Raw genomic sequence first — 26,284 nt, 5'->3', positions numbered from 1 at the left:
CTTAAAAGCGGCAACCTCTGTCTCGAGGACTGCCGCTTTTTTGGCATTCACATTTTGCGATTCAGCATCCGATCATTCACGGGCAAATTGTTGTTGAACAGGTTCAATGATTGCTCTGACTTCAGGTGTAAGCTCATCATTGTTCTGATTGAGGACCAGTAAAATCTTTTCCATAGTGTCCAGAAGAAGACTCTGCGTATTGTGCTCCCGGTAAGCCAAAGTTTTCTCGTAAGCCTGTTTCACCTCAGGGTCCATGGTGCGGATTTCTTCATCCGTGTACCAATCATAAGCAGGCGTGTTGTCACTTCCGTAAAAGAGATAATCCACAAATAACCCTTGCTTCACTGCTGATGTGCGATTGGAATTCGGATAGTTGTTCAAAAAGGCTTCTTTCTCCAATGCACGCTGGATTAATTCGTTCCAAGAGATGATAATGCCCCCATCTGAAGTTGTCATTTGGTTGGACTCGGTAGCCATAATATCAATGTATGCAGCAATATCAGCCTTAACAAAAGGTTTGAACTTTTGATATATCTCATAATTGATGATGGGGTAATACAAGCCTTCACTGGTTTCCAGTTTGAACCCGAGATCTGAAGCTTCCTGCAAAAGTTTCTTCACGGTCGGATCTTTAATTTCTTTGAGCAGACGACTATATGTAAGCTTCTGTTCGTAACCAAGTTGTTCATGGGCTTGAGATATGGCCTGCTGAAATTGTTCCGTATACATTTGGTGATCCATATCAGCCAATTTCACGTTCTGCATGTTCTCCAATTGCAGTGTCATTAGTGTGGCCTGCCAAGGGTCGACTTTATCGATATGATTCATCAAGTATTTACGCGCTTTAACCAGACTTTCTGTGGACTTTACTGCTTCTGTTCGATAGGCTTGGAATTGATGATACACCGCTTTGGAAGCGGGAACAGGTGCAGCTAGTGTTGTTGAAGGTGTGATTATTGCGCCAATGGCAGTACAGCCGAGAGCCATAGCCAGTAAACCCAGTTTAGCAGGTTGATTCCATCTCATTTGTATACCTCCCCATAATGAAGAAAAAGCCATTTGAATTCTCGTATAACCGCATTTCACCGTATTTTATATGTATGATCCGTATGTTGAATATGTACGGGTTTGTCTTTGATTAAACCAGTTTCTGGTAAGCGAATCAAGTGTCTTCAGTAGGAAAATGAGTACAAATCATTAAAGAACAGCCCCTAAAACCCGCATGGGTTGAAGAGACTGTTCTGGGGAAGCGGATTTTATTTTCTAATTAATGAAGTGGTTTATTGTTAATAGGCATCTGAGGTGCTCCGGTTGCTGGAATGTATGCCTGAAGCATCTGTTGTGTATCACTTGGAGTGAGTTGAGGTACTTGATAATAGGCGTTTTTATTCTGGAACATGAAAATTTCATAGGCCATCTCGATAAAATGCTGGATCTGCGAAGCGACGACTCGGCGAACCGTTCCATTTGTGATCTCGTTGCAGGTCATGCCGAGCAGACTGGCATGTGATTTGATCAGTCCCAGCATATGACCGCTAATGCCGGCATCCTTTACATCAGCCAAGCTCTGATTTGGCTTTTTCGGTGCTGATGGCTTAAGGCCATATACCGGTGGTACGATGTTGGGGATCATGTAGGTTGCCGTCTCTTCATGAGGCTTCTGTCCGGATGCAAAACACTCTGCTGTCAGATTGTACTGGGATAAGATGAAATTGTACTGCCGGTCCAGAATGCCAATCAGTTCCTGGCTCTGCACAAATGTACGAAAGATCATGTATTGATCCAGCACGTTAATGGTGGAGGACAGAATCTCATGCACATCGAACATCTCATGGCCGCCATGATTCATGTTAGGGGTGACATTTGGATTAGCATTTAATGTGGGTTGTACTAAATTCTGAGGGTTCATGGAATTTGGATTCATTGTAAATTTGATTCTCCTTTGGTAAATGGTATGATTCTAGTATGCTTGGAGAGTAGTAAATTTATGTATTGTGTATGGATAAAAGCGTAAGCACAAATAGGAACAGGTATGGTGGTGGTTAAAGAAAGATGGAAGAGACCCATTGGAGTGTAGCAAAGGATTTGTTCGTCAAACATTACGGGAGCGCTATACAGATGCATCGAGAAGGCGTGTATGCAGACTATAAGCGATGGGACGTACCCCAAGAGTTAGAGGAACAATGGATAGGGGAGCGAATTCAACAATTAAGTTCCGAGCTGTCTATCATGAATTGGGATGCGGTGGATGAACTTGCTTTGATTGCCAAACATCGGACAGAACCGACAATTGTTACGGCAATTACTGCATTTGCTTCAAGACAATTGAAGAGTGCGGACAGTATGGTTCGTCTCGTGTATGCTGAACGTCTGATTGAGCTGATTAAACGGTATGAATCCTCTCTGTCGATGGACAAGTTACGGGAAACCTATCAATTGACGATGGACTTGCTGGTCGATGTGGCAACTAAACCGTTGGTGATTGATCCAGGCCATGAATTACAACAGTATGGATTAAAGGATAAGCGTGGATTGAATTTGCGTGTTGAAAAGAATAAGGAAGAAATCATCCGCTATTTTCGAAACTAATTGAATTTTACCAAGTGAGGTCAGAATCATTGAGAAAACTGAATTATATTCGCATATTTATTTTCCTTAGTGTGGTCACAATAGTAACGCTTGGGTTGTACTATGTAGCCGCAGATTGGCTGGATCAGCGTTATTTCCGCTTCCTGATCTGGAATCTGTTCTTGGGCTGGATTCCTTTTGTGTTCTCTTATGCAGCCTATCTTCTAAGTAATGTGAAATGGAAAGGTGCCGCATGGCTTGCAGTCGCAAGTGGTCTGCTGTGGTTGTTGTTTTTCCCGAACTCCTCTTATATTGTTACGGATCTGGTTCATCTGACAGCGAGGAGTTCCCGGTATTATGGTGGGAACGGAGTGGACTACACGTATTGGTACGACTTGAGTGTTGTATTAATGTTTGTCTGGACTGGACTTCTGCTTGGATTCCTGTCGATGTATCAGCTTCAGGAAGTGATCTTTCACCGAATTGGGCGCTGGGCATCCTGGATCTTTGTACTGGCAGGCTGTGCTTTGGGAAGTTACGGGGTATTGCTTGGACGTGTATATCGACTGAATAGCTGGGATGCACTGACGAATCGCGAGACGCTGATTGAACTGATGCACGAGAGTGTAAGCCGCCCGTCTCTGGCGTTTTGCCTGTTTTTTGGCACGTTTATCACTACAATCTATGTCACATTGTATTATCTGATCAATACGAGGTCTCCCCGTGAAATGAAGAATAGTGCAGGGAGTCCAGAGTCGGACCTGCAAGCGTTACGCTAACATATTTTTTAAAAAAGCCGAACTTATTAGATCTAATCTTAATGTACATTGCTTGAAGGGCTGTTCCAAGTCATACACATGGCTATTGGAACAGCCCTTTAACATTGGATCGAGCGGAGGATGTTCTGAAGAAAAATACCTCTACTTATCAGAGATTAGCTCAAGGATTGTTTTCACAACCAGTTCAGGTTCATCGTGAATAATCATATGCCCACTGCGGGTGGCCACAATGAGCTGACTATCCTTCGATATATTCAACATGTTCCGTTGTCCCGATTGCCATATGGATTCGAGCTTCTGCCCAATTTCAATCGAAATCCCTGCACTAGCATAGTCTTGAGGACGTCCTCGTGCAATGATACGTACAGGGATTGATCCAAGACTTTGGCCACGAATGGCATCTTCTGTTGAATGGGCGAGGAGGGCTTCTTCTTCTTTGGCGTGAAAATAGGAAGGGGTAGCAATCACATTAACAAAGGTATCCCGATCTTGCTTGGCAACCAGACCATCAAGCATAAAGTCTGGAAATAATCTGAAAGCTCCAGATACCTTCAGTAAAGATAACAAGGAGGCAGGCGGGTTTCCCTGAAACTGAGCCTGTTCCAACAGAGCCTTTGTATTCTGTTCATCATCCTCAGGTCTCGCATCAATGAGGACAAGGCTCTGAACCTCATTTGAATAGGTCTGTGCAAAGAGTCTGGCATACATCCCCCCAAGTGAATGACCTACCATAACGTAAGGGCCGCGTATGTTCTCCTTCTCCAGAGCTGCATGTAAATCTTTGACGATATTTGCACCTGTACGTTCTGTAGGTGCAGATTCACTCCAGGCATATCCTGCGCGATCATACGTGACCACCGTTGCATGTTGGGCTAGTTCCGCAGGAATGTCCCTCCACGACAAACTGGTCTCACCACTTCCAGCCTCCATAAGTATGGTCGGTGAACCATTGCCTTGTTTATGAATGTGTAGTTGGTAACCGCCGACTTGAACTAACGTACCTGGAGGTGGAAAGTCCTTTTTGGCCTGCGACGAAGCAAACCACTCATAGAGGAATGCGGCACCGATCAGTAGTAGCATTGTGCAGAATAACCTTATTATGAAGATGGAAAACCTGAATTTCTTGCTTTTTGAGGCTGGGGTAGTTGTATGCATGATCTTATGAATTCCTCTCCTACAGCTGTTTTTATATTTTAGTACAATGTATTAAAAAGATTATAGCACAGTGTATTACAAAAAGAGAAGTTTGTTGTATAATGTTGTCATGCCAAAAATCGTAGATCATGAAGCTCAAAGGAAAATCGTTGCTGATGCAGCAATCCGGGTCATTCAAGAGCATGGACTTGAGCATGCTACCGTTCGGAATATAGCAAAGGAAGCGGGACTATCTGTAGGTTCCATGCGTCATTATTTTGCCACACAGGCCGAATTGTTCACCTTTTGCATGAATCTTTTTGCAGAACGGGTACAGAAAAGGGTGGAGGCATTACAGATGAGTGGATCTGTACTGCTGGATATGAAGAATCTGCTCTTGCAATTTCTCCCGTTGGACGAAGACAGAATGATGGAAATGGAGGTCTGGTTTTCGTTTACAGCCAAATTATTGGTGTACCCCGAATTAAAAAAGTTAAGTGATCAGATGCATCAGGGGATGTATCGATCGGTTCAATGGGTGATAGAGGAGTTGCAGAAGCAGGGGATGACACATCCTGAACTGGATGCTGAGATGGAGATAGAGAAGTTATATGCTCTTGTGGATGGACTCGCCATTCATATGTTAATGCAGCCAGATAGACTTACGGTAAAACGAGTGGAACAAGTGATTGATCAGCATTTGAGCATGCTATGTCAAACTTAATCTTACGTTGTCTGAAGAAGGGTTATTTCCTTTTATAAGGAGTAATCCTTCTTTTTATGAAAATTTGGCAGGTATGCAGGATATGACGAAGAATTAAGAATGAGAAAGTAATAAATACATAGACAAGCAGGTGAACAACAAAATGTTGAATGCAGTAGAGCTGACAACAAAAGTGGAAGAAGTCATGGAACGCGTGAATTTTTCGGGTGTTGTATTACTCCAGCAAGCCGGGAAAACCCTTTTGAATATGAAACGTGGTTATGCGAATCGCAGTGAAGAGCTTGCCAATCAGGTGGACACACGCTTTGGAATTGCATCAGGATGTAAGATTTTCACGGCAGTGAGTATATGCCAACTAATTGAAGCGGGTAAATTGTCTGCTGATTCCAAGCTTACGGATGTATTGGATGTGGAGTTTCCACTATGGAACGAAGGAATTACCATTCAACAGTTGTTAACACACACGTCAGGCATTCCGGATTATTTCGATGAAGAAGTGATGGAAGACTTTTCAGAATTATGGAAAGACAGACCCGTTTACGCGATGCGGCGATTAAGTGACTTTCTGCCCATGTTTCAACATTTGCCAATGAAGTCTGAGCCGGGTGAACGTTTTCATTACAATAATGCGGGTTTCATTGTGTTGGGGCTTATCGTGGAGCAACATTCAGGACTGTCGTTTACAGATTATGTGGAGGAGCACATTTTCAAAAGGTGTGGCATGAAGGACTCCGGTTATTTCTTAACAGATCAGCTTCCGCGTAACACAGCTTTAGGGTATATCGATCATGAAGATGGCTCTTGGAACACTAATATGTTCTCCATTCCTGTCAAAGGTGGATCAGATGGTGGAGCCTATGTTACGGCACCGGATATGATTCGATTCTGGGATGCTTTACTGGGTCACCAATTGTTAAATGAAGAGACGACACAGCAGTTATTAACTCCACATGCTCATCAAGAGGATGAAGAGTACTATGGGCAGGGTATCTGGATTGACCGCAAGGGGGAAGACATTTTCAAATTTCATGTTATGGGGTTCGATCCAGGTGTGTCGTTCATGTCTTCCGTGTATCCGGACTATGATCTACAACTGGTTGTGCTCTCTAATCAAGAGTCTGGTCCTTATCCAATAACAATTGCTATAGAAGAAGCTTTGGCATGACGAATAAACCCTCAACCTATGGGCTGGTTATGGCCACAAGGTTGGGGGTTCATTGTCAAACAGGATAGAAGGATTGTTCTCCGTTTATAACATTTTCCATAGCTCAGGGGCGATTAATCGAGGAAAAACATCCAGCGGAGGTTTCTCTTTCTTTCGTTTGTCATTGGTTAACACCGTAACAAGTTCGAGCTCTGGGACAATATATACATACTGACCACCAAATCCTCGCGCGTAATAATAATGGAGATTGGGTTTGTCGTCTTCAGCAGCAATATTTTCGGAGTCAGACCTTTCGTTCGGATAGACATCCACCCACCAATGCCAAGCATAACTGCCGCGATTCGGTGGAGTGACTGTAATGAAAGGTTGTGTCGAACGGGAAACGAGATCACTTGAAATGAGAGACTCACCCTCCCACATACCTTGCTGTAGAAACAGCTGACCGAATTTCAGCAGATCTATGGGTAACATTTTAAGACCGAATCCGCCAGTATGAACACCTTGTGGGTCGCTTTCCCATTCATATTCCTTAATTCCCAACGGGCCAAAAAGATAACGTTCCGCGAACTCGGCTACGTTCATACCTGCATTTTGCATCAGGATGGCGGATAGGATCTGTGATACTCCTGAGTTGTACTCCATATATGTACCGGGTACATGGCTTAGGCGTTGTTCCAACGCAAAATCCACCCAATGATCGGTGCGGGTCATGCGAGGGAATGAATTCTGCCCGCCGAACTCATCCCAGTTGAATCCGGCTGTCATGGTAAGCAGTTGTTCCAGCGTGATCGCTGGTTTGCGCGGGTCAGGATCGGATGTCAACTGTGGGAAAAAAGTAGAGATTGGGGCCGATGCCTCTGGCAACAAACCTTTATCCATCGCTATACAGATGAGGGCGGATAGCACACTCTTGGTACATGAATTGATTTTTGCAATATCAGTCGCAGCCTCTTGGTTGCGGTAGTGTTCGTACATAATCTCACCGCGCACGCTGACGAGGCAGCTACGCAGATCCAGCGGTGGAATGATCTGTTGTAACTTGGATGACAGTGATGAAGGATTCATAGTGTCCTTTCTGTGCGGTTGATTTGTTATAGGATTTGTAGAAATGGGTGTCCATTATCTTAGCATACTCCCGAGGTAGGGCTCAACAAGCGCTACATTATTATGTCAGCGCAAGCATGCAAAATGCGATATCCTATGAAAGCTATAAGAATCACATGCGAATATTGCATAAATCCCCAGCATTGTCTGACAAACTTATATAATTGTCATGAGAAGAGCACAAGACATTTATAAGAGAAAGGGGGCTGTGATGTGGGAAATATAATAGAAGAATTATATTACGGTAACCTGAGACCAGAGGAGAATATTGTTCCTAAAGATTCGGAGTATCGATCTATTCATAAGGAGATTACAGCTTATATCGAAAAATTCAAGAGAGAGCTTTCGGAGGATGACTTTAAACAGTTGGAGGAACTATTAGATATGACAGATCAAGTTCACTCTATGCATTCAAAAGAGGCTTTTGCCAGTGGTTTCAAAATTGGGACGTTGATTATGATCGAGAGTGGATCCTCAAGCTAATATCTTGATTTTTCACAACATGTGGTTATATAGTTACCTCTTTCCTATGAAGATATGGAAGAGGTTTTTACTAATATAAACATGCCAATATAGGAAAAATATCATATGATAAATGAACTATGTTAGTGCGTATTAAGGTTAGAAATGGTAAAATATGAATGCCTAAACATGGAACAAGTAGATGAAAAATAATTAAATATAGGAAATAATGTAGAATCAGTGTTTTAGCAAAAGAACTTTATAGTAAATTATAGTAATCTAATACTGAATTGAGGAATTAAACATGGCGATTATTGACGTAATTAAGTATGATGGCTCACCTGATGTATTTGCTTGGAAACATCCCGAGACTGAACTGGGAACATGGACTCAGTTAATTGTGAATCAATCTCAACAAGCAATTCTTTTCAAGGATGGAAGAGCGCTTGATATGTTTGGACCCGGAAGGCATACGCTGAGTACTGCGAATATCCCAATCTTGAACCGTCTCGTTAACCTTCCGTTCGGAGGAAAGTCACCTTTTGCAGCAGAAGTATGGTATGTCAATCAAGTAAGCGCATTGGACGTTAAATGGGGAACGGCGAATCCGATTCAGATCCAGGATCCCAAGTATAATATTATTGTTCCCGTAAGAACATTTGGACAAATGGGAATTAAAATCTCGGATTCACGAAAATTTTTGGTCAAGCTTGTGGGAACACTGCCTGAATTTAACCAAGCTAATATGATTAATTACTTCCGTGGGTTGATTATCATGAATATTAACTCCATGTTGTCATCATATCTAATACATAGAAAAGTAAGTGTTTTGGAGATCAATGCATATATCGCCGAGATATCACGACATTTTGCAGATACGGTAGCTTCTACTTTTGAAGAATTTGGTATTGAGTTAATCAACCTGTATATTCACAATGTTAATCTGCCTGAAGAAGACCCTTCCGTCATTCGATTAAGAGAAGCGTTGGCACGCAAAGCTGAGATGGATATTATTGGGTACACATATCAGCAAGAACGTTCGTTTGATACGCTTGAAGGTGCAGCGAAGAATGAAGGAAGCATGCAGTCAGACATCATGGGCGCAGGGCTTGGTATGGGGATGGGAGTTGGTCTAGGGGGTTCTTTCAGTGGCGAGATGTCCCAGATGTCTAAAGTGATGTCTACGAAGGAAACGCCTGCAGTAAGTATATGTAAGCAGTGTCATCATCCGAACCAGGAGAACAGCGCTTTTTGCAGCAAATGTGGCAATTCATTAGCTGAAAAATCCGCAGCGACAACTGATTGTAACAATTGTGGACATGCCTTGCCACAGGGAACCAAATTCTGTCCTAACTGTGGTGACAAATACCATGCATGTCCATCATGTGGGGCGGATAATGCGGAGAACGCATTGGAATGTATCCAATGTCATCAACCGATGCCTAGCCCATGCCCTAACTGTAACCATATGAATTCCGGTCATACAAAATTCTGTGGCAACTGTGGCACAAGTTTAAGCTTGAAATGTAGTCGGTGCCAACATGAAGTAAAACCCGGCCAGAAGTTCTGTCTCGATTGCGGAAACAATCTGCAAGAAGGAGGACAGGCATAGTGATGGTAAAACGGAGCAATCTCTTGATTTTGGATGTCGTCTATTTGATATGCATGTTAGTATCGTCAATCGTTTCTTTTACGGTGTTTAATCATGCGCTTCTATCGTTTTCTTTTTGGATGAATCTTGTTGCTTCTTATGTAGCGATTACGGCAATTTGGATCTACGCACGGTTCATCATGCAAAATATGGATCGGTTTAAACGGTTTGTTCCAGGTTACACAGCGTTAGGTGTAGTATTGGTTATTTATCTGATTTGTGTGATGATCTACACGTTGTTAACAGGTTCAGCAGATCATGCGCTTCGTTGGTTCGTATTGTTACACACGGTAACGATTGCGATCGCAATTATTTTGTGCGGAATCATTATGATCTATATTCAGAGTGCGCGCCGTCATGAAACAGATGAACATACAAAAATCGCAAACTTACAATTAATCGAAAAAGCCTTACAGCAATTGCTTCATACCATGGTGCAACATTCCGTCCTAACTGTGGAAGAGGAGCGCAAAACCGTTCAGTCATTAATTGAACTTGTAAAGTATAGTGACCCAATCACTCCGGATTCCCTTGAGAAAAATGACCGCCAGATCTTGCTGGACATTGAGTTGATGAACAGTGAGCTTGCAAATCAGTACGAAGCAGGGGAATTGGTAAATAGTGAACGTTTTGCTTCGCAACTATCCCAGTTAAGGTTCCGTTTGAAAGAGCGCAATCAACAGATTATGACAAGCAAATCATAAATTGCAGGAGGAAATGCCGTGAAAAGATTTTTTGGAATTATATTAATTATCATTTCGTGTCTGACGATCCTGTTCTCTTTAATCATGCTGTCTGAAGGAACGGAGATGGCCATTTTTAGTACAATTGTGTTTTTTATACCAGGGGTTATCGTACTTGTTACGGGAATTAAAATGTGTGGTCGACCTAAATCTCGTTCTAACACTGATCAATACCATCACAATTCTAATGATAATCAATATTACGAAGATCAGCATAATGAGAAATATGAAGAGAAAGATGAACTTCAAGAATCTGTAGCCGTGAATTGTTCAGGGTGTGGGGCCAAGGTAAAGGTATATCCTACTTTGTCTGCGGATTGTGAGTATTGTGGAACGACAATGAGGATCTCTTAAACTGCATAGCTGACTCAATGACTTCTTTTACGGATACTTGTAATATACACAGCTAGGTGTAGTGTGATGTTTTAAGGAGGAATCGTGTTGTTAAGGAAGTTATTTGGACTCTTTTTTATGTTTTATGCCATTGCGATCCCGATTGCCATGTTTAATGCAAATAATTTCAGAGGTACTAAAAATCTCATTGCTATGGCTGGATTTATGATCGTTGAATTTTTGTTTTTATATTTTGGTATTAAATTGCTTAGGAAAAAACGTGTCCCGGAACGAAAGTTTTATGGAGGAGACTATGGAGGTCATCTTGATCGCGAAAATGTGAATCCGCATACTTATTCAAGTTACAATAGCAACACCGTGAGTTACAGTAGTCATAATACAATTAACTATACAGAGATCAATTTTTCAGATAAGGAAAACACTGAAGAGAAAGCCGATGAAAAAGTTGAAGAGCCACAAAGGCCTGTTTCAGTGAGTTGCCCGGGGTGTGGGGCGAAGGCAAAAGTGCTTCCTAAGCAATCAACGGATTGCGAGTATTGTGGAACAACAGTTGTAGCAACTTAGAACGGTTCAGAATGGATACGAGAAGGATTAAGCCTGATTCCTATGGAGTCAGGCTTTTTATCTCTTCAATTTAGAATCTCTAAAAGACTCTCAAACGATCAAATCGTCATATAATTCCACGTGAGTTGCCTTAATGTGGTCCCTTTAATGAAACGTTTCGAATTCACATTTATTAATAATCCATATTATATTCAGCGCTTGTAAGCGTTCTATTTTCTTGTTTACGGAAATGGGAAAATTATGATAACATATACACGAAACGTTTCGAATCCATTTGAAGGGAGAAAATCATGAAAAAAGTAAAACAATTCAGCTTCATTTTAACTTTTTGTCTATTAGCTAATCTAGCTTTAACTCCTATGGCTTCAGCAGGTAACTCAAACCATTTAATTGGATTTCGAGCAGAATTGAAAGCGATTGCATATAAGACCTATACGTTTTTTGAGGACTATACGGATCAGAACACTGGCTTGACTTACGATGAAGTACGGCACACTGAAAACGAGACAGAAGAAGCTAAACGTACCTCGCCCACAAACATCGCAATGTATATGATGAGTACCGTTTCAGCGCAACAATTGGGCATTATTTCGAAGAAAGAAGCTGTACATCGCCTGCAAACGACTATAAATTCCCTCGAGAAGTTAGAAAAGTGGAACGGTCTATTTTATAACTGGTATAACACAGATGACGGTTCGGTGAAGAAAGATTGGGGCCAATTTATTTCCCAAGTCGATAATGGCTGGTTATCCGCTGGTTTAATTGTTGTTGGGCAAGCCTATGAAGAACTTCATGGGGAAACAAGCAAGTTGGTTACAAATATGAATTATACTCCGCTATATGATCCTGAAGTCGGCCAATTCCGCGGCGGTTATGATGTGGCTAAAGGAGCGCTGACGGACCACCATTATGGGATGTTTTATACGGAACCACGTGTAGGCAGCTATATTGCTATTGGGAAAGGTGACGTTCCTCAAGATCATTGGTGGAAGATGTATCGCACATTACCTCAAGAATGGGATTGGCAAGCTCAGATTCCTCAAGGCAAATCCGTTAAGTACGATGGAGTGGATGTGTTTGAAGGAAGTTATGTATACAAGGATAAAAAGTTCGTACCAAGCTGGGGAGGCAGCATGTTTGAAGCTCTTATGCCCGGTATGGTCATAAAGGAAAAAGACCTGGGTACTCAAGCTTTGGGATTGAACAATCAGCGTCATGTCGAATTGCAGATCGAATACGCCAAAGAAAAAGGGTATGCCGCATGGGGCTTCTCACCTTCTGCCACTCCGACAGGTTACAGTGAGTTTGCAGCAACGCCGTTAGGTACCTCAGGTTACAAAGATGGAGCAACGGTAACAGCACACGCAACATTCCTTGCTCTGGATTATGCCCCAGAAGCTGTTCGAAAGAACATTAAAGCTTTAAAGAGCTTCAAAATGTTTGGCAAACATGGGTTCTATGACTCAGTCAATGTTGAAACGGGAGAACTTGCAAAAGCTTATCTGGCACTGGATCAAGGGATGATTATGGTGTCGATTGCCAACTATCTTCAAGATGGAGTTATACGCGATTATTTTCACAGTGATGTGATAGGGCAGACGCCAGAAGAATTATTGAAAAAAGAAGTGTTTTCCATCCAATGAAGGAGAGGAGAACTTGTTATACCGATTGTTCAAATGGAACGAAGCAGCGTGTTTTCTGCTTCGTTCCATTTGCATTTGTCGACCATCGGGCCTTTTTAAAGTTAATTGGACAATCATAGCGCAATTGCTTGCCGTTCACTTGATGAAATAGTCATCAAAACTTGAAGACAATACGGATTGGAGAGGTAAATAAACAGCAAATGTTCGCATTCCTGCTCCGTGACCGTCCACACAGTACACATCACCAACTCCGGGGATCATGGATGTTCCTTTTGTTCTGCACCATTCGATGCTAAGCTACTTGTAAACGAAGTACTCTGTAGAACTAATAATAGATGAATTATGTCAAAGTCATTCAGAGACTACCATTTTGGGATAGAGTCGAATAGGCTTGAATACTTTTATAAAAAGGAACGATGTCTATGGATACAGGTATGAGCCGTAACAAAAAACTGGGTGAGTTTTTGAAATCACGGAGAAGCCGCATTCAACCGGAACAAGTTGGCTTGTCAGGATCTTATGGACAGCGGAGAACACCCGGTCTACGGCGGGAAGAAGTAGCGGTGTTGGCTGGTGTCAGTGCAACGTATTACACATGGCTCGAACAGGGCAGGGAGTTGGCGGCTTCACGTGAAGTGATGCAGAGTATAGCGGATGCGCTCCGTTTAACCCCGGAAGAGAAGAGTCATCTGTTTGACTTATGGGACCCTAATACGGAACATGAATTCCTTGCTTCGTATTCGCAACTGGAGCCAGGTTGGCAGAGTATTATTGGTCAGTTGACCCATCCTTCTTTTATTACCAATGAACGTTCTGAGGTACTTGCCTGGAATGAAGCTGCAGATACGAACCTCTTCAACTTCTCGTCGATGAATGTGAATGAGCGTTTAATGATGCGGATTTTATTTCTGGATACAGCGCTCAGGGAGCGTATGCACAACTGGGAGGAATTCGCGCGGCACTCGGTAGCGGTATTCCGTACTTATTATGACAAGTATACGAGCGACCCCGAATTTAGCAGAATCGTGAAACAATTAAGTGAAGAAAGTGTGGACTTCCGAACGATCTGGAACCTGCACCAAGTTGAGTTCAAACAAGTCAATCGTGTCCTGCTTGAAACGACAGATCGGGCAGATGGCGTTGTGCATGCATATGATATTTTTTCCATGAATAATCTGAACAGCCAATCAGGCATTCATTGTTGTATTTACGTTCCTGTTGCCATATAGAAAATTGATCAAACTGGTAATTTCTTTACTAGCATAAATAGAGTGTGGTTGGGATCTCGGGAGTGAAATAGAATGAACTCAAGTTCATACGTATCTAGTTGACGTTTCTATTTCAAGATGAAAAGAGGGAGCCACATGCTCAAAACAAGAACACTGGGAAATGATAAATTACAAATATCTGCGCTCGGCCTGGGTGTAATGATGATGCCAGATAATGACGAATCGGTACATACCATTCAGGGCGCGCTAGATGCAGGAGTTACCATGTTTGATACGGCGGATCTGTACGGAGCGTATGAAAAACAGCAATTTGGAGGGAATGAAAAACTGCTTGGGCGCGCACTTCAAGGTCGAAGATCCAAGGCAATCGTTGCCACCAAATTTGGTATAACACACACGCAGGGCCCCAAGGGAGATCCAGCCTACATCAAAAAATCAGTAGATGCGAGTCTCTACAGTCTGGGAATGGATTATATCGATCTGTATTATCAACATCGTCCTGATCCGAATACACCCATTGAAGAGACGGTAGGCACACTTGCCGATCTGGTTCAACAGGGGAAGATTCGATATATTGGTTTGTCCGAAGCGCCAGTAGAGATCATTCGGCGTGCACATGCTGTTCATCCAATTACAGCGTTACAGACCGAATATTCATTATGGAGTCGAGAGCTTGAGGATGAGATTATGCCTATCCTGCATGAATTGAACATTGGCTTGGTTCCATACAGCCCATTGGGACGTGGCTTCCTGACAGGTCAGATCCGTTCAATAGAAGATCTGCCGGAAGATGATTATCGTCGTCACTATCCACGTTTCCAAGGTGAGAACTTTCAGAAAAATCTGGAGGTAGTTGGCTTGATTCAAGAGATGGCTAAGCAAAAAGGATGTACAGTCTCTCAACTTGCTCTGGCCTGGTTGCTTGGAAAGGGAGAACATATCGTTCCGATCCCGGGGACTCGCAACCTGGATAGAGTTCATGAGAACTTAGGAGCGCTGCAGGTTTCGCTTACGGATGATGAGATGAACCAGATCGATCACATATCACCTCAAGGCATTGCAGCTGGAGGCAGATTCCCTGGTCAAGTTTAGTTTGTTTATACATGATGCCAAGCAACCTAAAGTTCAGGATTAAAACACTATATAACATGTGTCAACGGTATTATCTTTCTATTCTCCGGCATACAGTACAACAATGAGATGTATGCCCAAGGAGGAGAAATGATCGTATGATAAATCCGATTTTGCAAGCCCCGAATGTTCCGCTGGCAGCCGATTCCAATGCGGTTGTCAATCATCAGAGGGATTCACGCAACTATGTAACCCAGTTGTTTGGAGAACAACTGCCGACCATTGCGAATGGGTTCTTCAACGTGTACTTAAGCAAAGGAATCATCGTGCAGCCGCACTGGCACACCAATGTCACGGAGATGGTTGTTGTCATCACCGGTGAAGTTACAGCATCAGTCTTTAATCCGTTTACGCGTGAACGATTGACATATCGTCTGAAACCAGGGCAAGTTGTGGTATTTCCGAAAGGCTGGTTTCACTGGTTTGTCGCTGAGACAGATGATGTATATTTATTAACAATCTTCGATCAACCAACGCCTGAAATTGTGTTTGGAGCGGATTTCTTGGCAGCTACACCGCCGGAGGTGGCTCACCGTGCGTACTGTTTGGATGAGGAGGCATATGCGAGAGCTGTTGCTTCTATTAAAAATGATGCGATTCTGGGCCCTCCAATAGGGTGTGATACGCAGGTTTCTGATCAATCGACTTCACCCTCCAAGACGTCCGTGTCACCATCCAATAAACAGGAGTCTTAATTCAAGCTTCCTTATTCATGATCAAAGTACAAAGCCTGTAACTGGAGAATAACAGTTGCAGGCTTTTTGATGTGTCGATGTAATAATTGTATGAAGTCCAAGGGATTGACATTATATTAGAAAATAATTTAAAAGCCTGAGTCAGTGTGTTACGTTCTCTGTTAATATAGTATGAACATCCAACAAAACGGAGGACTCATGAATGAACATATCAGAACTGAATACGCTTGAAACTGCAATGAGTTATGCACCGATTTTGATGTTTGACAGAGCCGAACCCTTTTATCCTGATTTTGTTGGCATTTCTGTGTTGCATCAATCTGGGCCTTCACCATCGTTCAGAAGAGACATTAAGTTTCCGACCGAGGCAGTACAATATGTAATTGAATATGCAATCTGGTGGGATTATGAGATTGGACATCTGTATGAAATGGAACATGTATGGGTTTATGTGGGTCATGACGGAGAGGTAGTAGACTGTGAAGCCAGCTTTCATGGGAAGGTGCTGCGCGGATTGTTGAAGGAACGGGTCAATGTGATTGGACGTCATGTATGTCTGTACTCGCAGCCTGGCAAACATGCTTTCTCGCCACTTCCGGTTGTATTTGAGTTACTGCCAAACCTGTATAGTGCAGCAGGTGCCGAAGCTGGATGTGATGGGCTACTTGTGAATGAGTTGTTTCAAGATTATTTTGAAACGAATGAACAGATCAATGCTCAGGTAGAGCGTTATCTGCAGACCAAAGCGTTTGTACCTACCATGGAGTTTGAAGAATATCTACTAAAACCGGAGATGTTCATGACGTGGGATAATCTGTTTGGTATTATTCCGCATAGGATCAAGGTTCGCTTAATTGAACTGGAGCAGTTATATAACACATAATTAATTAATTTTAAACGGGTTTTATATTAATTTAAAGTATATTTTATCGCTTCAAAACCAAACTTTGTTGATTCGGGTTTGGTTTTTTTTTATGGGAAAATAGACTCAGAATGGGTGAGATTTTATTAGACTTAAGTCTTGAAATGTTGAGTGTGTACAGCGAAACACATCATTTTTTTGCATGGAAAATGATATTTGTTATACGTATGAACTATACAACTTCTTATGTAAATATAAGAAGATCATGTCACATGAAATTTTATATGGAGATGTAAGTATAAGTCAATGCAGAATTTAGATTATACGTATGTATGTAAATGGAAAATGAAATTTAATAGGTAAAAAGTATAATTTATATTAAAAAGAAGATTCTTTATATCTGAAATAAAAATTCATAATAGTGCAAATTTATAGAAATAAAAATCTCCTATTCAGTTTTAATATATTTATGTCGAAATAGATCGTAAGTTGTCTAGAGCGCGACCTAGAGAAGGGTTTACCAAGCGTTATATACATAACTGGACACTACGATGCCTAGGAGGAGATTACATGAAGTGGTTTGGGAATTTGAAAACAGCAACAAAGATTATCTCAGCGTTTTTAATTGTGTCGATAATCCTTGCGGCGCTTGGCGTCTACTCTGTAGTAACATTGAGAAGTACGAATGAACGAATGCAAGAGATGTATAACAACAATCTAATCTCAGTTCGTGAGCTCTCTTCAGCTCAGGTTGATTATCAGAGATTACGAGTTAACGTACGTGATTTGAATTTCGAAACTGTAGCAGCAGAACAGACCAGAATTACAGAAAATATTGCCACGATTCGTCAATCCATGGAGGAGCGACTTGCTACGTACCGTCCTCTTGCGACTACCCCGGAAGAAATGGAATTGCTTCGTAAGTTAGATACCCAATACAGTAGCTATATGAAACTTTATGATCAAGGCGTCACTATGGCGCTATCAGAGGATGATGCAGCTTTTATTGAATTCCTGAAATCGACATTGAAATCACCTGGTGATGAGATTGTAAAAACACTCGCGGACCTGGTGAATCTTAATGTAACGTTGGCAGATCAGGCTAACACGAAGTCTGAAGAAGCCTACACAACGGCCTTTACCGTTACAATTGTTATGGTTGTTGCATCTGTACTCTTCAGTATTCTGATCGGTTACATTATCTCTCGTTCCATTTCCAAGCCACTCATGGCCATGTTGGGTCTGGCAACGGAAGTCGCTAACGGAAATCTGACTCTCCAGTCAGACATCTCCAGCAAAGATGAAGTGGGTCAACTGGCCGCAGCTCTGAATCGTATGGTCGACAATCTGAAAGGGTTAGTCAACAATATCGTGATGAACTCCCAAAGCGTTGCCGCTTCTTCGGAACAGATCTCAGCAAGCACACAGGAAATTGCGAGTACCAGCACAAGCCAATCCAATGAGGCAGGAAATATCTCCGAATTGTTCAAGGAGCTTTCACTTGCCATTAACTCCGTCGCTGCAAGTGCGGAAGAAGCGGCTGAACTGTCCAACGATACGGTGAAGACTGCTCGTGAAGGTGGGCTTGTTGTACAGACTTCATTGGAAGGTATGCAAGCTGTTAATACAAAAATGACCAAGCTTGAAGATGATTCTCGCAAAATCGGTGACATCATTGAAGTGATTGACGATATCGCTGAGCAGACCAATCTGCTCGCGCTGAATGCTGCTATTGAAGCGGCACGTGCCGGAGAACAAGGACGAGGATTCGCTGTAGTCGCAGATGAAGTCCGGAAGCTTGCCGAACGAAGCGGAGAGGCGACCAAAGAAATTACAGCCATCATCAAAGCAATGCAGGAAAATACGAGACAAAGTGTGCAAGCCGTAGCAGCCAGTGTTGAGCAGTCTTCCATGACTGGACAGGCTTTTGATCAGATCATTGATATGGTCAATAACTCTTCACAGAAAGTAAACGAAATTGCTGCTGCATGTGAAGAAGAAGCAGCCCAAGCCGCAGAGGTGATGAGCTCTGTTGAATCCATCTCGGCTTCCAGTGAAGAATCTGCGGCTGCATCGGAAGAGACTGCGGCAACGTGCCAGTCTTTGGCACATCTGGCGGAAGAGCTGGCAAATTCGGCAGCGGCCTTCAAAACAAATTAATAAAATTGAATTGAGGGTGAATTGATGTCTTCACTTCAGAAGGAACAATATATTGAACTGTCTGTAGGTGCAGAGACCTGTGCCATTCGAATTGAAGAAATTCACGAAATTATTAAAATGCTCAGCATTACAGATATCCCATTCAGCCGCCCAGAGATAAAAGGGGTAGTTAATCTGCGTGGCAAGGTTGTATGTGTGATGAGTCTGCGGAACCTGCTGGGTATGCCGGATGAACCGGACACCAGAGCCACACGTATTATCGTAGTTCGACATCAGGAAGAATATATTGGCTTGATCGTGGATCGCGTGAACAAGGTAACCACATATTCGGACATACATCCGCCAACTGGCGGATATGGTCGTAACCGTGAAGATTTATTCCATGGTGTGGGTCAACAGGAAGACAAGCTTGTGGGCATTTTGAAACTGGACGAAATATTGGGCGGTTAGGGAGGTATATACGAATGATGGATTTGTCTGCCTACCGTGACATCTTTATCGAAGAACTGAATGATCAACTGGAACGTATGGATCAGTCTTTATTGGCATTGGAGCTTACGCCTTCTGTAGAGCTGGTTCAGACGCTGTTTCGGGCAGCCCATACCATCAAGGGATCGGCATCCACAATGGATTTTCGTGAATTAAGCGACCTCACGCATGAAGTGGAGTATGCTCTTGAATGGGTCCGGGAGAAAAAACCGGAGATGACTTCGGAGCTAATTGATACGTTGTTCCGCTCTTTGGACGCCATGAAGGTGCTTCGTGATCAGTACATCCGTGGGGAAGCCTATGCGGACTTTCGAGCGGTAGTACGAGAAATAAAGGATTTAATTCAGACCCCGGCAGTAGTTGGGCAACTTAAAGTACCTCAATTGCAACCAGCAGAATCGGTTATGGCACAGGTGGCTATAGTATCAGGCAAGCAGTTATTGTCCCTTCATATTGTGCTGGAGCAGAAGTGCATGATGAAAGCGGCCAGATATCATATTTTACGGCAAAGCATTGAGGACATCTGTGGTACGGTTATCGCTACTTCGCTCATGGAGAGCCAACCGGGCGCGCAGAATGAAGATGATCAATATGGTCAGTTCATCATCATCGTAGCAACATCGAAGGACCCACAGCAGCTTAAGGGAGAGCTGTCTTCAGACTTGGATATTCATAGGCTGGAGATTGATCCATATCTGCTGGAATCCAATGAGGTTGCAGCGACTTCTGCACCACTTGAATTAATCTCTGAAACAGAGCAAACGAAACCAAGCTTGCCTACCGTGAATACAACTGGCTCGGATGAGAAAGTGAAAGCTGCTCAACCTACAGTTCGTGTGAATGTTGAGCGTCTGGACCATTTGATGAATTTGGTCGGTGAACTGTTAATTGATCAGACATCCCTTGCGGATCTTAGTGGATCGGGCGCGCGTAAGGAGTCTTCAACACTCATCCAGAGTATTAGTGGTGTATCCGATCATATGGGCAGGGTGATCAAGGAACTTCAAGAAGGTGTAATGAAGACACGGATGTTACCCATTGATCAACTATTCAGTCGCTTCCCAAGATTGGTTCGTGACCTTTCTCAGAAGCTGGGTAAGGATCTGGAACTGGTTATCCAAGGTGGAGAGACTGAGCTTGACCGGATGATTATTGAAGAATTGAGTGACCCGCTGATCCATCTCATCCGCAACAGTGCAGATCATGGCATTGAAAGTGCAGAGGTTCGGGCGGAGAACGGTAAACCGTTCAAAGGACGTATTACATTAACTTCGTTTCATGAAGAAAATCATGTTGTCATTCGTTATTCGGATGATGGCAAAGGTATTGATGGTGAGAAGATCAAAGCTTCCGCCTTGGGCAAAGGTATCATTAGTGAGGAACAGGCTGCACGTCTAACAACACAGGAAGCTGTCCATCTCATATTTGAGCCCGGTTTCTCCACAGCTTCTTCTGTCAGTGAAGTATCGGGGCGCGGCGTTGGAATGGACATCGTGCGTAGCCAGATCGGGCGGCTCAACGGTATCATTGATATTGATACGGAGGTTGGTGTTGGCACCACGTTTACGATTCGTCTACCACTTACTTTGGCGATTATTAAAGGTCTGTTAGTCAAAGTATCGGGTCGTGTTCTAATCTTGCCGATGTATAATGTTGCTGAGATTGTTCGAATTTCACCTGAAGATATTCAGATGATCCAGGGACAGCAAGCGATCCTGAATCATGGACGAATTGTACCTTTTCACCGATTGTGCGACAGGCTCAACTATCCACGAACGGACCGTAAATCCAAAACCATTCCACTGGTGATCGTGCGTTCCGTTGATAAAATTGCAGCTTACGCAGTAGATGAGATTATAGGAAATCAGGAAGTCGTTATTAAGACGCTAGGTACGTATCTGGGAGCGATGAACCATCTATCTGGAGCAACGATCCTCGGTAATGGTAAGGTTGCCCTTATCTTGGACGCGTCCTATCTGGTGAGTCTTTAATTGTTAGATAAAAACAAACATGATGCAGGCCAAAGAGCCTCATCATCCATAACTGGATGGTGGGCTCTTTGTTGTACCTTTTGACATTGTGATCACTCAGGATTTGAAAATGAGATCCATAAACCGGTTGGCAGCCAGAGAAATTGGCATATTACGTTTGGTCATAATCCCCACATGGGAAGGGGGGAGCGGGACATCAAGCTGAATTTCGAAGAGAGAACCTTCCTCCAGCTCTTTGGAGATGAACTCACGTGTGACATAGGAGATCCCCAGTCCTCGACGCGCAAACTCAATCAACAGATCAACGCTACCAACCTCAATCTCAGGTTTCAACGTGTAATTATAGCTGTTAAACAACTCGGTAATAGCCATCCGAACCCGGCTGTTCCGGGAGAAGAGGATAAGTTGATGCTCGAGAAGCATCTCAAGTGTCATGACTTTACCCTTCAACTGAGCATAACGTTCCCCAGCTACAAAACAGTCCTTCAACTGAATACTTTCCCTGACTTCTAGCTGTGGATCAACAATGGGCATCCGAACAACACCAAGATCGATCTTGCCTTCTTTCAGAAAGGTAATCACTTCCGGCGTGGTTCCATGACTTAGATGCAGCTTGATGTTAGGGTACAAGGTGTGGAATTCCTCTAGATACGCCAGCATGTAATGCTTGAACAGGGAGTCACTGCCACCAATCCGGAGTTCACCATTGTCGAGATTCTTCAGTGCGGCCATTTTTTCTTCCGCAAGTGAGATCAGAATCTGGGATTGTTCAATATAGGAGTATAGACTGGCACCTTCCTGTGTCAGCGCTACACCCTTGGAATTTCGATAAAACAAGGTAAGACCAAAGCTCTCTTCCAATTGCTTAATGGCATGACTGACGCTGGGTTGAGTGATATACAGTGCTTTCGCAGCCTGTGTCAAACTTCCCGTTTTGGCGGCCCAATAAAAGACTTTATATAGTTCGTAATTTGTCGTCATAGATGTGGTCTATAGCTCCTGTGAAATATATTAATTACTTGTATGGCTATAAAACGTATTATAGTGTAACTACAACAAAGAAACCAGAGTTACTTGGAAGGAGAACGGTGAGATGGAACCAACTACCATTGTTTTATTTGGTGCTACTGGCGATTTAGCCAAAAGAAAAATATATCCTGCCTTATATAACTTATATCTTGAGCAGAAGCTTCCTGAAACCTTCTCATTGATTGGTCTGGGGCGTAGAGAGTGGTCTGATGAATTCTTTCAGGCACAAGTGGAAAAATCATTAAATGAATTTTCCAGACGCCAGGCTGATCCTGAAGTTGTGAAGTCATTTGTGAAAGCTTTCCGCTACAGTGTATTGAATATAAGCCATAAGGAAGATTATATAAAGCTGTTAGGATTAGTTGAACAAAGAGAAGCTGAGCTTGGCATTCCGTCCAATCGCTTGTTTTATCTCTCGGTTGGTCCGGAATTTTTCGAACCGATTGCCGAGAACATTCAAGAAAGTGGACTGGGTTCCACAGAGGGCTGGAAACGTCTCGTCATCGAGAAGCCATTTGGTCACGACCTGCAGTCTGCCAGAGACCTTAATCGCAAATTAAGCGAATCTTTTACCGAGGAAGAGATTTATCGGATTGACCACTATTTGGGCAAACCGATGGTACAGCGTCTGGAGACGTTGCATCAGAGTAACCCAATCATGAAGGCATTATGGAACAACCGTTACATCTCCAATGTTCAAATTACGGCGAATGAGACTGTAGGTGTTGAAGAACGTGCATCCTATTACGATCATGTTGGTGCAGTGCGAGACATGTTCCAGAATCATATGTTGCAATTGCTCATGATGATGGCGATTCAGCTTCCATACAACAGTACTTCCGAAAAAGTTGGATTGAAGAAAAAACACATTATGGAGTCAATTCAGCCGTTACAAAAACAAACTGTGGGCGCAAACATCATTCGTGGACAGTATGCAGAAGGTAACATTCAAGGTAAACCGGTAAATGCGTATGCTGCTGAACCGGGCGTAGCCGAGAATACGATGAATGACACATTCATTGCTGCCAAATTGCAAATTGATGATTTCTTCTGGCGCGGTGTTCCGTTTTACATTCGCACGGGTAAAAGAATGAAGGAGAAATCAACACGTATCGTGATTGAATTCAAAGAACCTTCAGGACAGACAAATGTGCTGAAAAACAAGGGTTCCAAGCCAAACCTGCTCGTCATAGAGATGAGTCCGGATCAGAGCATGACATTGCAACTGAATGCAAGTGATCCTGAGAATAAAGGTGAATTCAAACCGGTTCATATCGATCTTTCTCCGGATAAAGGTGACCTCGCGGAAGCTTACGAAAATCTGATTCGTGATGCCTTGCTGGGTGATCCAACTTTCTTTGCCCACTGGGATGAAGTAGAATTGTCATGGGCGTGGGTGCAGCCAATTCTGGATGCATTCCAAGAAAATCTGTTACCACTTCACCTGTATCCTGCGGGTAGCTATGGACCGGCTGAGTCAGATACTATGCTTGAAGAAGAAGGTCACCACTGGTGGTTTGATGAGTCGTCGGATCAGGAGTCTGTAGTTACAGATAGCATCCCCTTGGCAGTTAATGCAAATCTCTAAACCAAAATAAAAAAAATATATCTGGAGGTAATTAAATCATGAAATTTTTTATCGATACAGCTAACGTGGAAGATATCCAAAAAGCATACAAAATCGGCGTATTGTCTGGTGTAACAACAAACCCATCTTTGGTAGCCAAAGAGGGCGTGAAATTCGAAGATCGTATTGAAGAAATCTTGCGTTTGGTACCTGAAGTGGAGTCCGTTTCTGCGGAAGTGACACCAGATGCCCTTACTGCTGAAGAAATGATCGCGCAAGCAGACGAATTGATCAAAATTAACAACAGCGACAAAAACATTACGATTAAATTGCCAATGACACTTGCGGGACTGGAAGCTTGCCGTTACTTGACCAAAAAAGGCGTGAAAACCAACGTAACATTGATCTTCACTGTGAACCAGGCGCTTCTGGCTGCTCGTGCTGGTGCGACATATGTATCCCCATTCCTGGGACGTCTTGATGATATCTCCGAAGATGGCGTACAATTGGTTGCCAAAGTTGCCGAATTGTTCCGTACACATAACCTGGATGCACAGATTATTGCTGCTTCTGTAAGACATCCGGATCACGTTACACGTGTTGCAATGGCTGGAGCACATATTGCTACTGTTCCATTCTCCGTCATTGAACAAATCTCCAAACACCCGCTGACAGATCAAGGTATGGACAAATTTGCAGCGGACTGGAAAAAAACAGTACAATAATCTATAACCATTCATTCGTTTCAACTTACTATATAAATAATGGAGTATTGGGAGGACATAATGAGTAAACAACAGATTGGTGTTATTGGATTGGCAGTAATGGGTAAAAACCTGGCTTTGAATATTGAAAGCAAAGGTTTCTCGGTAGCGGTATTTAACCGTTCCCCGGAGAAAACGAACGATCTTCTGAAAGAAGCAGAAGGTAAAAACCTGACAGGTGCGTTCACCATTGAAGAATTCGTGGAATCCCTGGAGTCTCCGCGTAAAATTCTGATCATGGTGCAAGCAGGTAAAGCAACAGATGCAACGATCGAGCAACTACTTCCTCATCTGGATCAAGGCGACATTATTATCGATGGAGGTAATGCTTACTTCCCTGACACACAACGTCGCAGTAAAGAGCTGGAAGAAAAAGGTTTCCGCTTCATCGGAGCAGGTGTATCCGGTGGGGAAGAAGGCGCACTGAAAGGCCCGGCAATCATGCCAGGCGGTCAGGAAAGTGCTTATCAGTTGGTAGAACCGATCCTTACAGCGATCTCTGCCAAAGTTGGCGATGACGCTTGCAGCACATATATCGGACCAGACGGTGCCGGACACTATGTGAAAATGGTGCATAACGGTATCGAGTACGGAGATATGCAGTTGATTGGTGAAGCTTATCACTTGCTCAAATCCGTATTGAACGTTTCCGTTGAAGAGTTGCATGAGATCTTCACCGAGTGGAATCAAGGGGAGCTGGACAGCTACCTGATCGAAATCACGGCAGATATCTTCTCCAAATACGATCCAGAAACAGGCAAACCAATGGTTGACGTTATTCTGGACGCGGCTGGACAAAAAGGAACAGGTAAATGGACAAGCCAAAGTGCGCTGGATCTCGGCGTTCCATTGTCCATGATTACGGAATCCGTATTCTCCCGTTTCCTCTCTGCGATGAAGGACGAGCGTGTAGCAGCTAGCAAAATCCTGAATGGACCAGCGACTGAAGCGTTCTCCGGCGACAAAAAAGCGTTCATCGAGAACGTGCGTAAAGCATTGTTTGCAAGTAAAATCGTATCCTATGCACAAGGATTTGCACAAATGCGTGCAGCTTCCGATGAATACGGCTGGGATCTGAAATACGGTAACATTGCCATGATCTTCCGTGGTGGTTGCATCATCCGTTCGCAGTTCTTGCAAAACATTAAAGAAGCATATGACAAAGATGCAGAACTCAAAAACCTGCTCTTGGATCCTTACTTCCAAAACATCGTTGAATCTTATCAAGGCGCATGGCGTGAAGTTATAGCGGCTGCTGTAAAACAAGGTATTCCAGTACCTGGCTTCTCCAGCGCACTGTCTTACTACGACAGCTACCGTACAGAGCGTTTGCCAGCAAACTTGCTGCAAGCTCAACGTGACTACTTCGGTGCTCACACATTCAAACGTGTGGACAAAGAAGGTTCATTCCACTTCCAGTGGATGGACACAAACGAGTAATTTTAACCGAAAATAAAGCATTCCTGCGGTTGTCTT

Annotated in this window: 25 protein-coding genes; 20 read left to right on the top strand and 5 right to left on the bottom strand. The window is 43.2% G+C overall.

Going from position 1 to position 26,284, the window contains the following annotated elements; all coding sequences use genetic code 11:
* Positions 1–72 precede the first annotated feature (72 nt).
* Together AC4E8D_RS18845 and AC4E8D_RS18840 are read right to left on the bottom strand one after the other, a co-directional pair.
* On the bottom strand, positions 73–1,026 hold the full coding sequence (locus AC4E8D_RS18845) for a hypothetical protein (RefSeq protein WP_221820472.1): 954 nt from the start codon (positions 1,024–1,026) through the stop codon (positions 73–75).
* A gap of 241 nt (positions 1,027–1,267) precedes the next feature.
* Positions 1,268–1,909, bottom strand: a complete 642-nt coding sequence (locus tag AC4E8D_RS18840) for a spore coat protein (RefSeq protein WP_397376252.1) — start codon at positions 1,907–1,909, stop codon at positions 1,268–1,270.
* Positions 1,910–2,052: 143 nt separating this feature from the next.
* On the opposite strand from AC4E8D_RS18840, the gene AC4E8D_RS18835 reads away from it, so the two are divergent.
* Together AC4E8D_RS18835 and AC4E8D_RS18830 are read left to right on the top strand one after the other, a co-directional pair.
* A complete protein-coding gene (locus AC4E8D_RS18835) occupies positions 2,053–2,589 on the top strand; it encodes a hypothetical protein (protein ID WP_339304738.1) in 537 nt (178 codons plus the stop codon).
* A gap of 29 nt (positions 2,590–2,618) precedes the next feature.
* Positions 2,619–3,347, top strand: a complete 729-nt coding sequence (locus AC4E8D_RS18830) for a DUF1361 domain-containing protein (RefSeq protein ID WP_221820478.1) — start codon at positions 2,619–2,621, stop codon at positions 3,345–3,347.
* 141 nt (positions 3,348–3,488) lie between these two features.
* Here AC4E8D_RS18830 and AC4E8D_RS18825 read toward each other — a convergent pair whose 3' ends face one another.
* Complete coding sequence (locus AC4E8D_RS18825) at positions 3,489–4,427, bottom strand: alpha/beta fold hydrolase (protein ID WP_449004833.1); 939 nt, start codon at positions 4,425–4,427, stop codon at positions 3,489–3,491.
* Between the two features lie 184 nt (positions 4,428–4,611).
* On the opposite strand from AC4E8D_RS18825, the gene AC4E8D_RS18820 reads away from it, so the two are divergent.
* Positions 4,612–5,205 carry a TetR/AcrR family transcriptional regulator gene (locus AC4E8D_RS18820; protein ID WP_221820482.1) on the top strand — a complete coding sequence of 198 codons (594 nt, stop codon included), beginning with the start codon at positions 4,612–4,614 and terminating at the stop codon, positions 5,203–5,205.
* Between the two features lie 142 nt (positions 5,206–5,347).
* The gene (locus AC4E8D_RS18815; RefSeq protein ID WP_221820484.1) at positions 5,348–6,370 is read left to right on the top strand and encodes a serine hydrolase domain-containing protein; all 1,023 of its coding nucleotides are present in this window, start codon (positions 5,348–5,350) and stop codon (positions 6,368–6,370) included.
* Positions 6,371–6,454: 84 nt separating this feature from the next.
* Here the strand turns inward: AC4E8D_RS18815 and AC4E8D_RS18810 are convergent, their stop codons facing one another.
* Entirely contained in the window at positions 6,455–7,435 is a 981-nt protein-coding gene (locus tag AC4E8D_RS18810; RefSeq protein ID WP_221820486.1) for a serine hydrolase domain-containing protein, read from the bottom strand.
* Positions 7,436–7,687: 252 nt separating this feature from the next.
* Between AC4E8D_RS18810 and AC4E8D_RS18805 the strand changes: the two genes are divergently transcribed.
* The 13 genes from AC4E8D_RS18805 to AC4E8D_RS18745 all read left to right on the top strand — a co-directional run bounded on the left by AC4E8D_RS18805 (position 7,688) and on the right by AC4E8D_RS18745 (position 21,448).
* Positions 7,688–7,957 (top strand): DUF6809 family protein, encoded by a 270-nt coding sequence (locus tag AC4E8D_RS18805; RefSeq protein ID WP_339304734.1) that lies wholly within the window; start codon positions 7,688–7,690, stop codon positions 7,955–7,957.
* A 283-nt stretch (positions 7,958–8,240) separates the two neighbouring features.
* Positions 8,241–9,548, top strand: coding sequence for an SPFH domain-containing protein (locus AC4E8D_RS18800; RefSeq protein WP_221820489.1), 1,308 nt, complete (start codon positions 8,241–8,243; stop codon positions 9,546–9,548).
* Complete coding sequence (locus AC4E8D_RS18795; protein ID WP_449004841.1) at positions 9,548–10,291, top strand: hypothetical protein; 744 nt, start codon at positions 9,548–9,550, stop codon at positions 10,289–10,291. The genes AC4E8D_RS18800 and AC4E8D_RS18795 overlap by 1 nt, the downstream gene beginning before the upstream one ends.
* Before the next feature lie 18 nt (positions 10,292–10,309).
* The gene (locus AC4E8D_RS18790; RefSeq protein WP_221820493.1) at positions 10,310–10,684 is read left to right on the top strand and encodes a hypothetical protein; all 375 of its coding nucleotides are present in this window, start codon (positions 10,310–10,312) and stop codon (positions 10,682–10,684) included.
* Positions 10,685–10,771: 87 nt separating this feature from the next.
* Positions 10,772–11,248 (top strand): hypothetical protein, encoded by a 477-nt coding sequence (locus tag AC4E8D_RS18785; RefSeq protein WP_221820495.1) that lies wholly within the window; start codon positions 10,772–10,774, stop codon positions 11,246–11,248.
* A 290-nt stretch (positions 11,249–11,538) separates the two neighbouring features.
* Entirely contained in the window at positions 11,539–12,891 is a 1,353-nt protein-coding gene (locus tag AC4E8D_RS18780) for a glucoamylase family protein (protein WP_221820497.1), read from the top strand.
* A 416-nt stretch (positions 12,892–13,307) separates the two neighbouring features.
* Positions 13,308–14,120, top strand: coding sequence for a helix-turn-helix transcriptional regulator (locus AC4E8D_RS18775; RefSeq protein ID WP_221820499.1), 813 nt, complete (start codon positions 13,308–13,310; stop codon positions 14,118–14,120).
* 135 nt (positions 14,121–14,255) lie between these two features.
* The gene (locus AC4E8D_RS18770; RefSeq protein ID WP_260632696.1) at positions 14,256–15,212 is read left to right on the top strand and encodes an aldo/keto reductase; all 957 of its coding nucleotides are present in this window, start codon (positions 14,256–14,258) and stop codon (positions 15,210–15,212) included.
* 137 nt (positions 15,213–15,349) lie between these two features.
* The gene (locus AC4E8D_RS18765) at positions 15,350–15,946 is read left to right on the top strand and encodes a cupin domain-containing protein (protein WP_221820503.1); all 597 of its coding nucleotides are present in this window, start codon (positions 15,350–15,352) and stop codon (positions 15,944–15,946) included.
* Positions 15,947–16,148: 202 nt separating this feature from the next.
* Positions 16,149–16,829: a hypothetical protein gene (locus AC4E8D_RS18760; protein ID WP_221820504.1), complete on the top strand. Its 681-nt coding sequence runs from the start codon at positions 16,149–16,151 to the stop codon at positions 16,827–16,829.
* A 549-nt stretch (positions 16,830–17,378) separates the two neighbouring features.
* Positions 17,379–18,968, top strand: a complete 1,590-nt coding sequence (locus AC4E8D_RS18755) for a methyl-accepting chemotaxis protein (protein ID WP_339304727.1) — start codon at positions 17,379–17,381, stop codon at positions 18,966–18,968.
* A gap of 24 nt (positions 18,969–18,992) precedes the next feature.
* Positions 18,993–19,418 carry a chemotaxis protein CheW gene (locus AC4E8D_RS18750; protein ID WP_221820509.1) on the top strand — a complete coding sequence of 142 codons (426 nt, stop codon included), beginning with the start codon at positions 18,993–18,995 and terminating at the stop codon, positions 19,416–19,418.
* 14 nt (positions 19,419–19,432) lie between these two features.
* Positions 19,433–21,448: a chemotaxis protein CheW gene (locus tag AC4E8D_RS18745; RefSeq protein WP_339304725.1), complete on the top strand. Its 2,016-nt coding sequence runs from the start codon at positions 19,433–19,435 to the stop codon at positions 21,446–21,448.
* Positions 21,449–21,544: 96 nt separating this feature from the next.
* Here AC4E8D_RS18745 and AC4E8D_RS18740 read toward each other — a convergent pair whose 3' ends face one another.
* Positions 21,545–22,429 carry a LysR family transcriptional regulator gene (locus AC4E8D_RS18740; protein ID WP_036672843.1) on the bottom strand — a complete coding sequence of 295 codons (885 nt, stop codon included), beginning with the start codon at positions 22,427–22,429 and terminating at the stop codon, positions 21,545–21,547.
* 112 nt (positions 22,430–22,541) lie between these two features.
* Here AC4E8D_RS18740 and zwf point away from each other — a divergent pair, with 112 nt between their 5' ends.
* Genes zwf through gndA form a run of 3 tightly spaced genes read left to right on the top strand, consistent with a single transcriptional unit; the run spans position 22,542 to position 26,248 of the window.
* The gene (zwf, locus tag AC4E8D_RS18735; protein WP_339304723.1) at positions 22,542–24,065 is read left to right on the top strand and encodes a glucose-6-phosphate dehydrogenase; all 1,524 of its coding nucleotides are present in this window, start codon (positions 22,542–22,544) and stop codon (positions 24,063–24,065) included.
* A 38-nt stretch (positions 24,066–24,103) separates the two neighbouring features.
* Positions 24,104–24,769 (top strand): fructose-6-phosphate aldolase, encoded by a 666-nt coding sequence (fsa, locus tag AC4E8D_RS18730; protein WP_076210039.1) that lies wholly within the window; start codon positions 24,104–24,106, stop codon positions 24,767–24,769.
* Positions 24,770–24,829: 60 nt separating this feature from the next.
* The gene (gene gndA / locus AC4E8D_RS18725) at positions 24,830–26,248 is read left to right on the top strand and encodes an NADP-dependent phosphogluconate dehydrogenase (protein ID WP_036613463.1); all 1,419 of its coding nucleotides are present in this window, start codon (positions 24,830–24,832) and stop codon (positions 26,246–26,248) included.
* Positions 26,249–26,284: the final 36 nt, after the last annotated feature.

The sequence above is a fragment of the Paenibacillus sp. SRL342 genome (genome assembly GCF_984798905.1).
The sequence above is the reverse complement of the archived record's forward strand: the minus strand, read 5'-3'. Positions and strand labels throughout refer to the sequence as shown.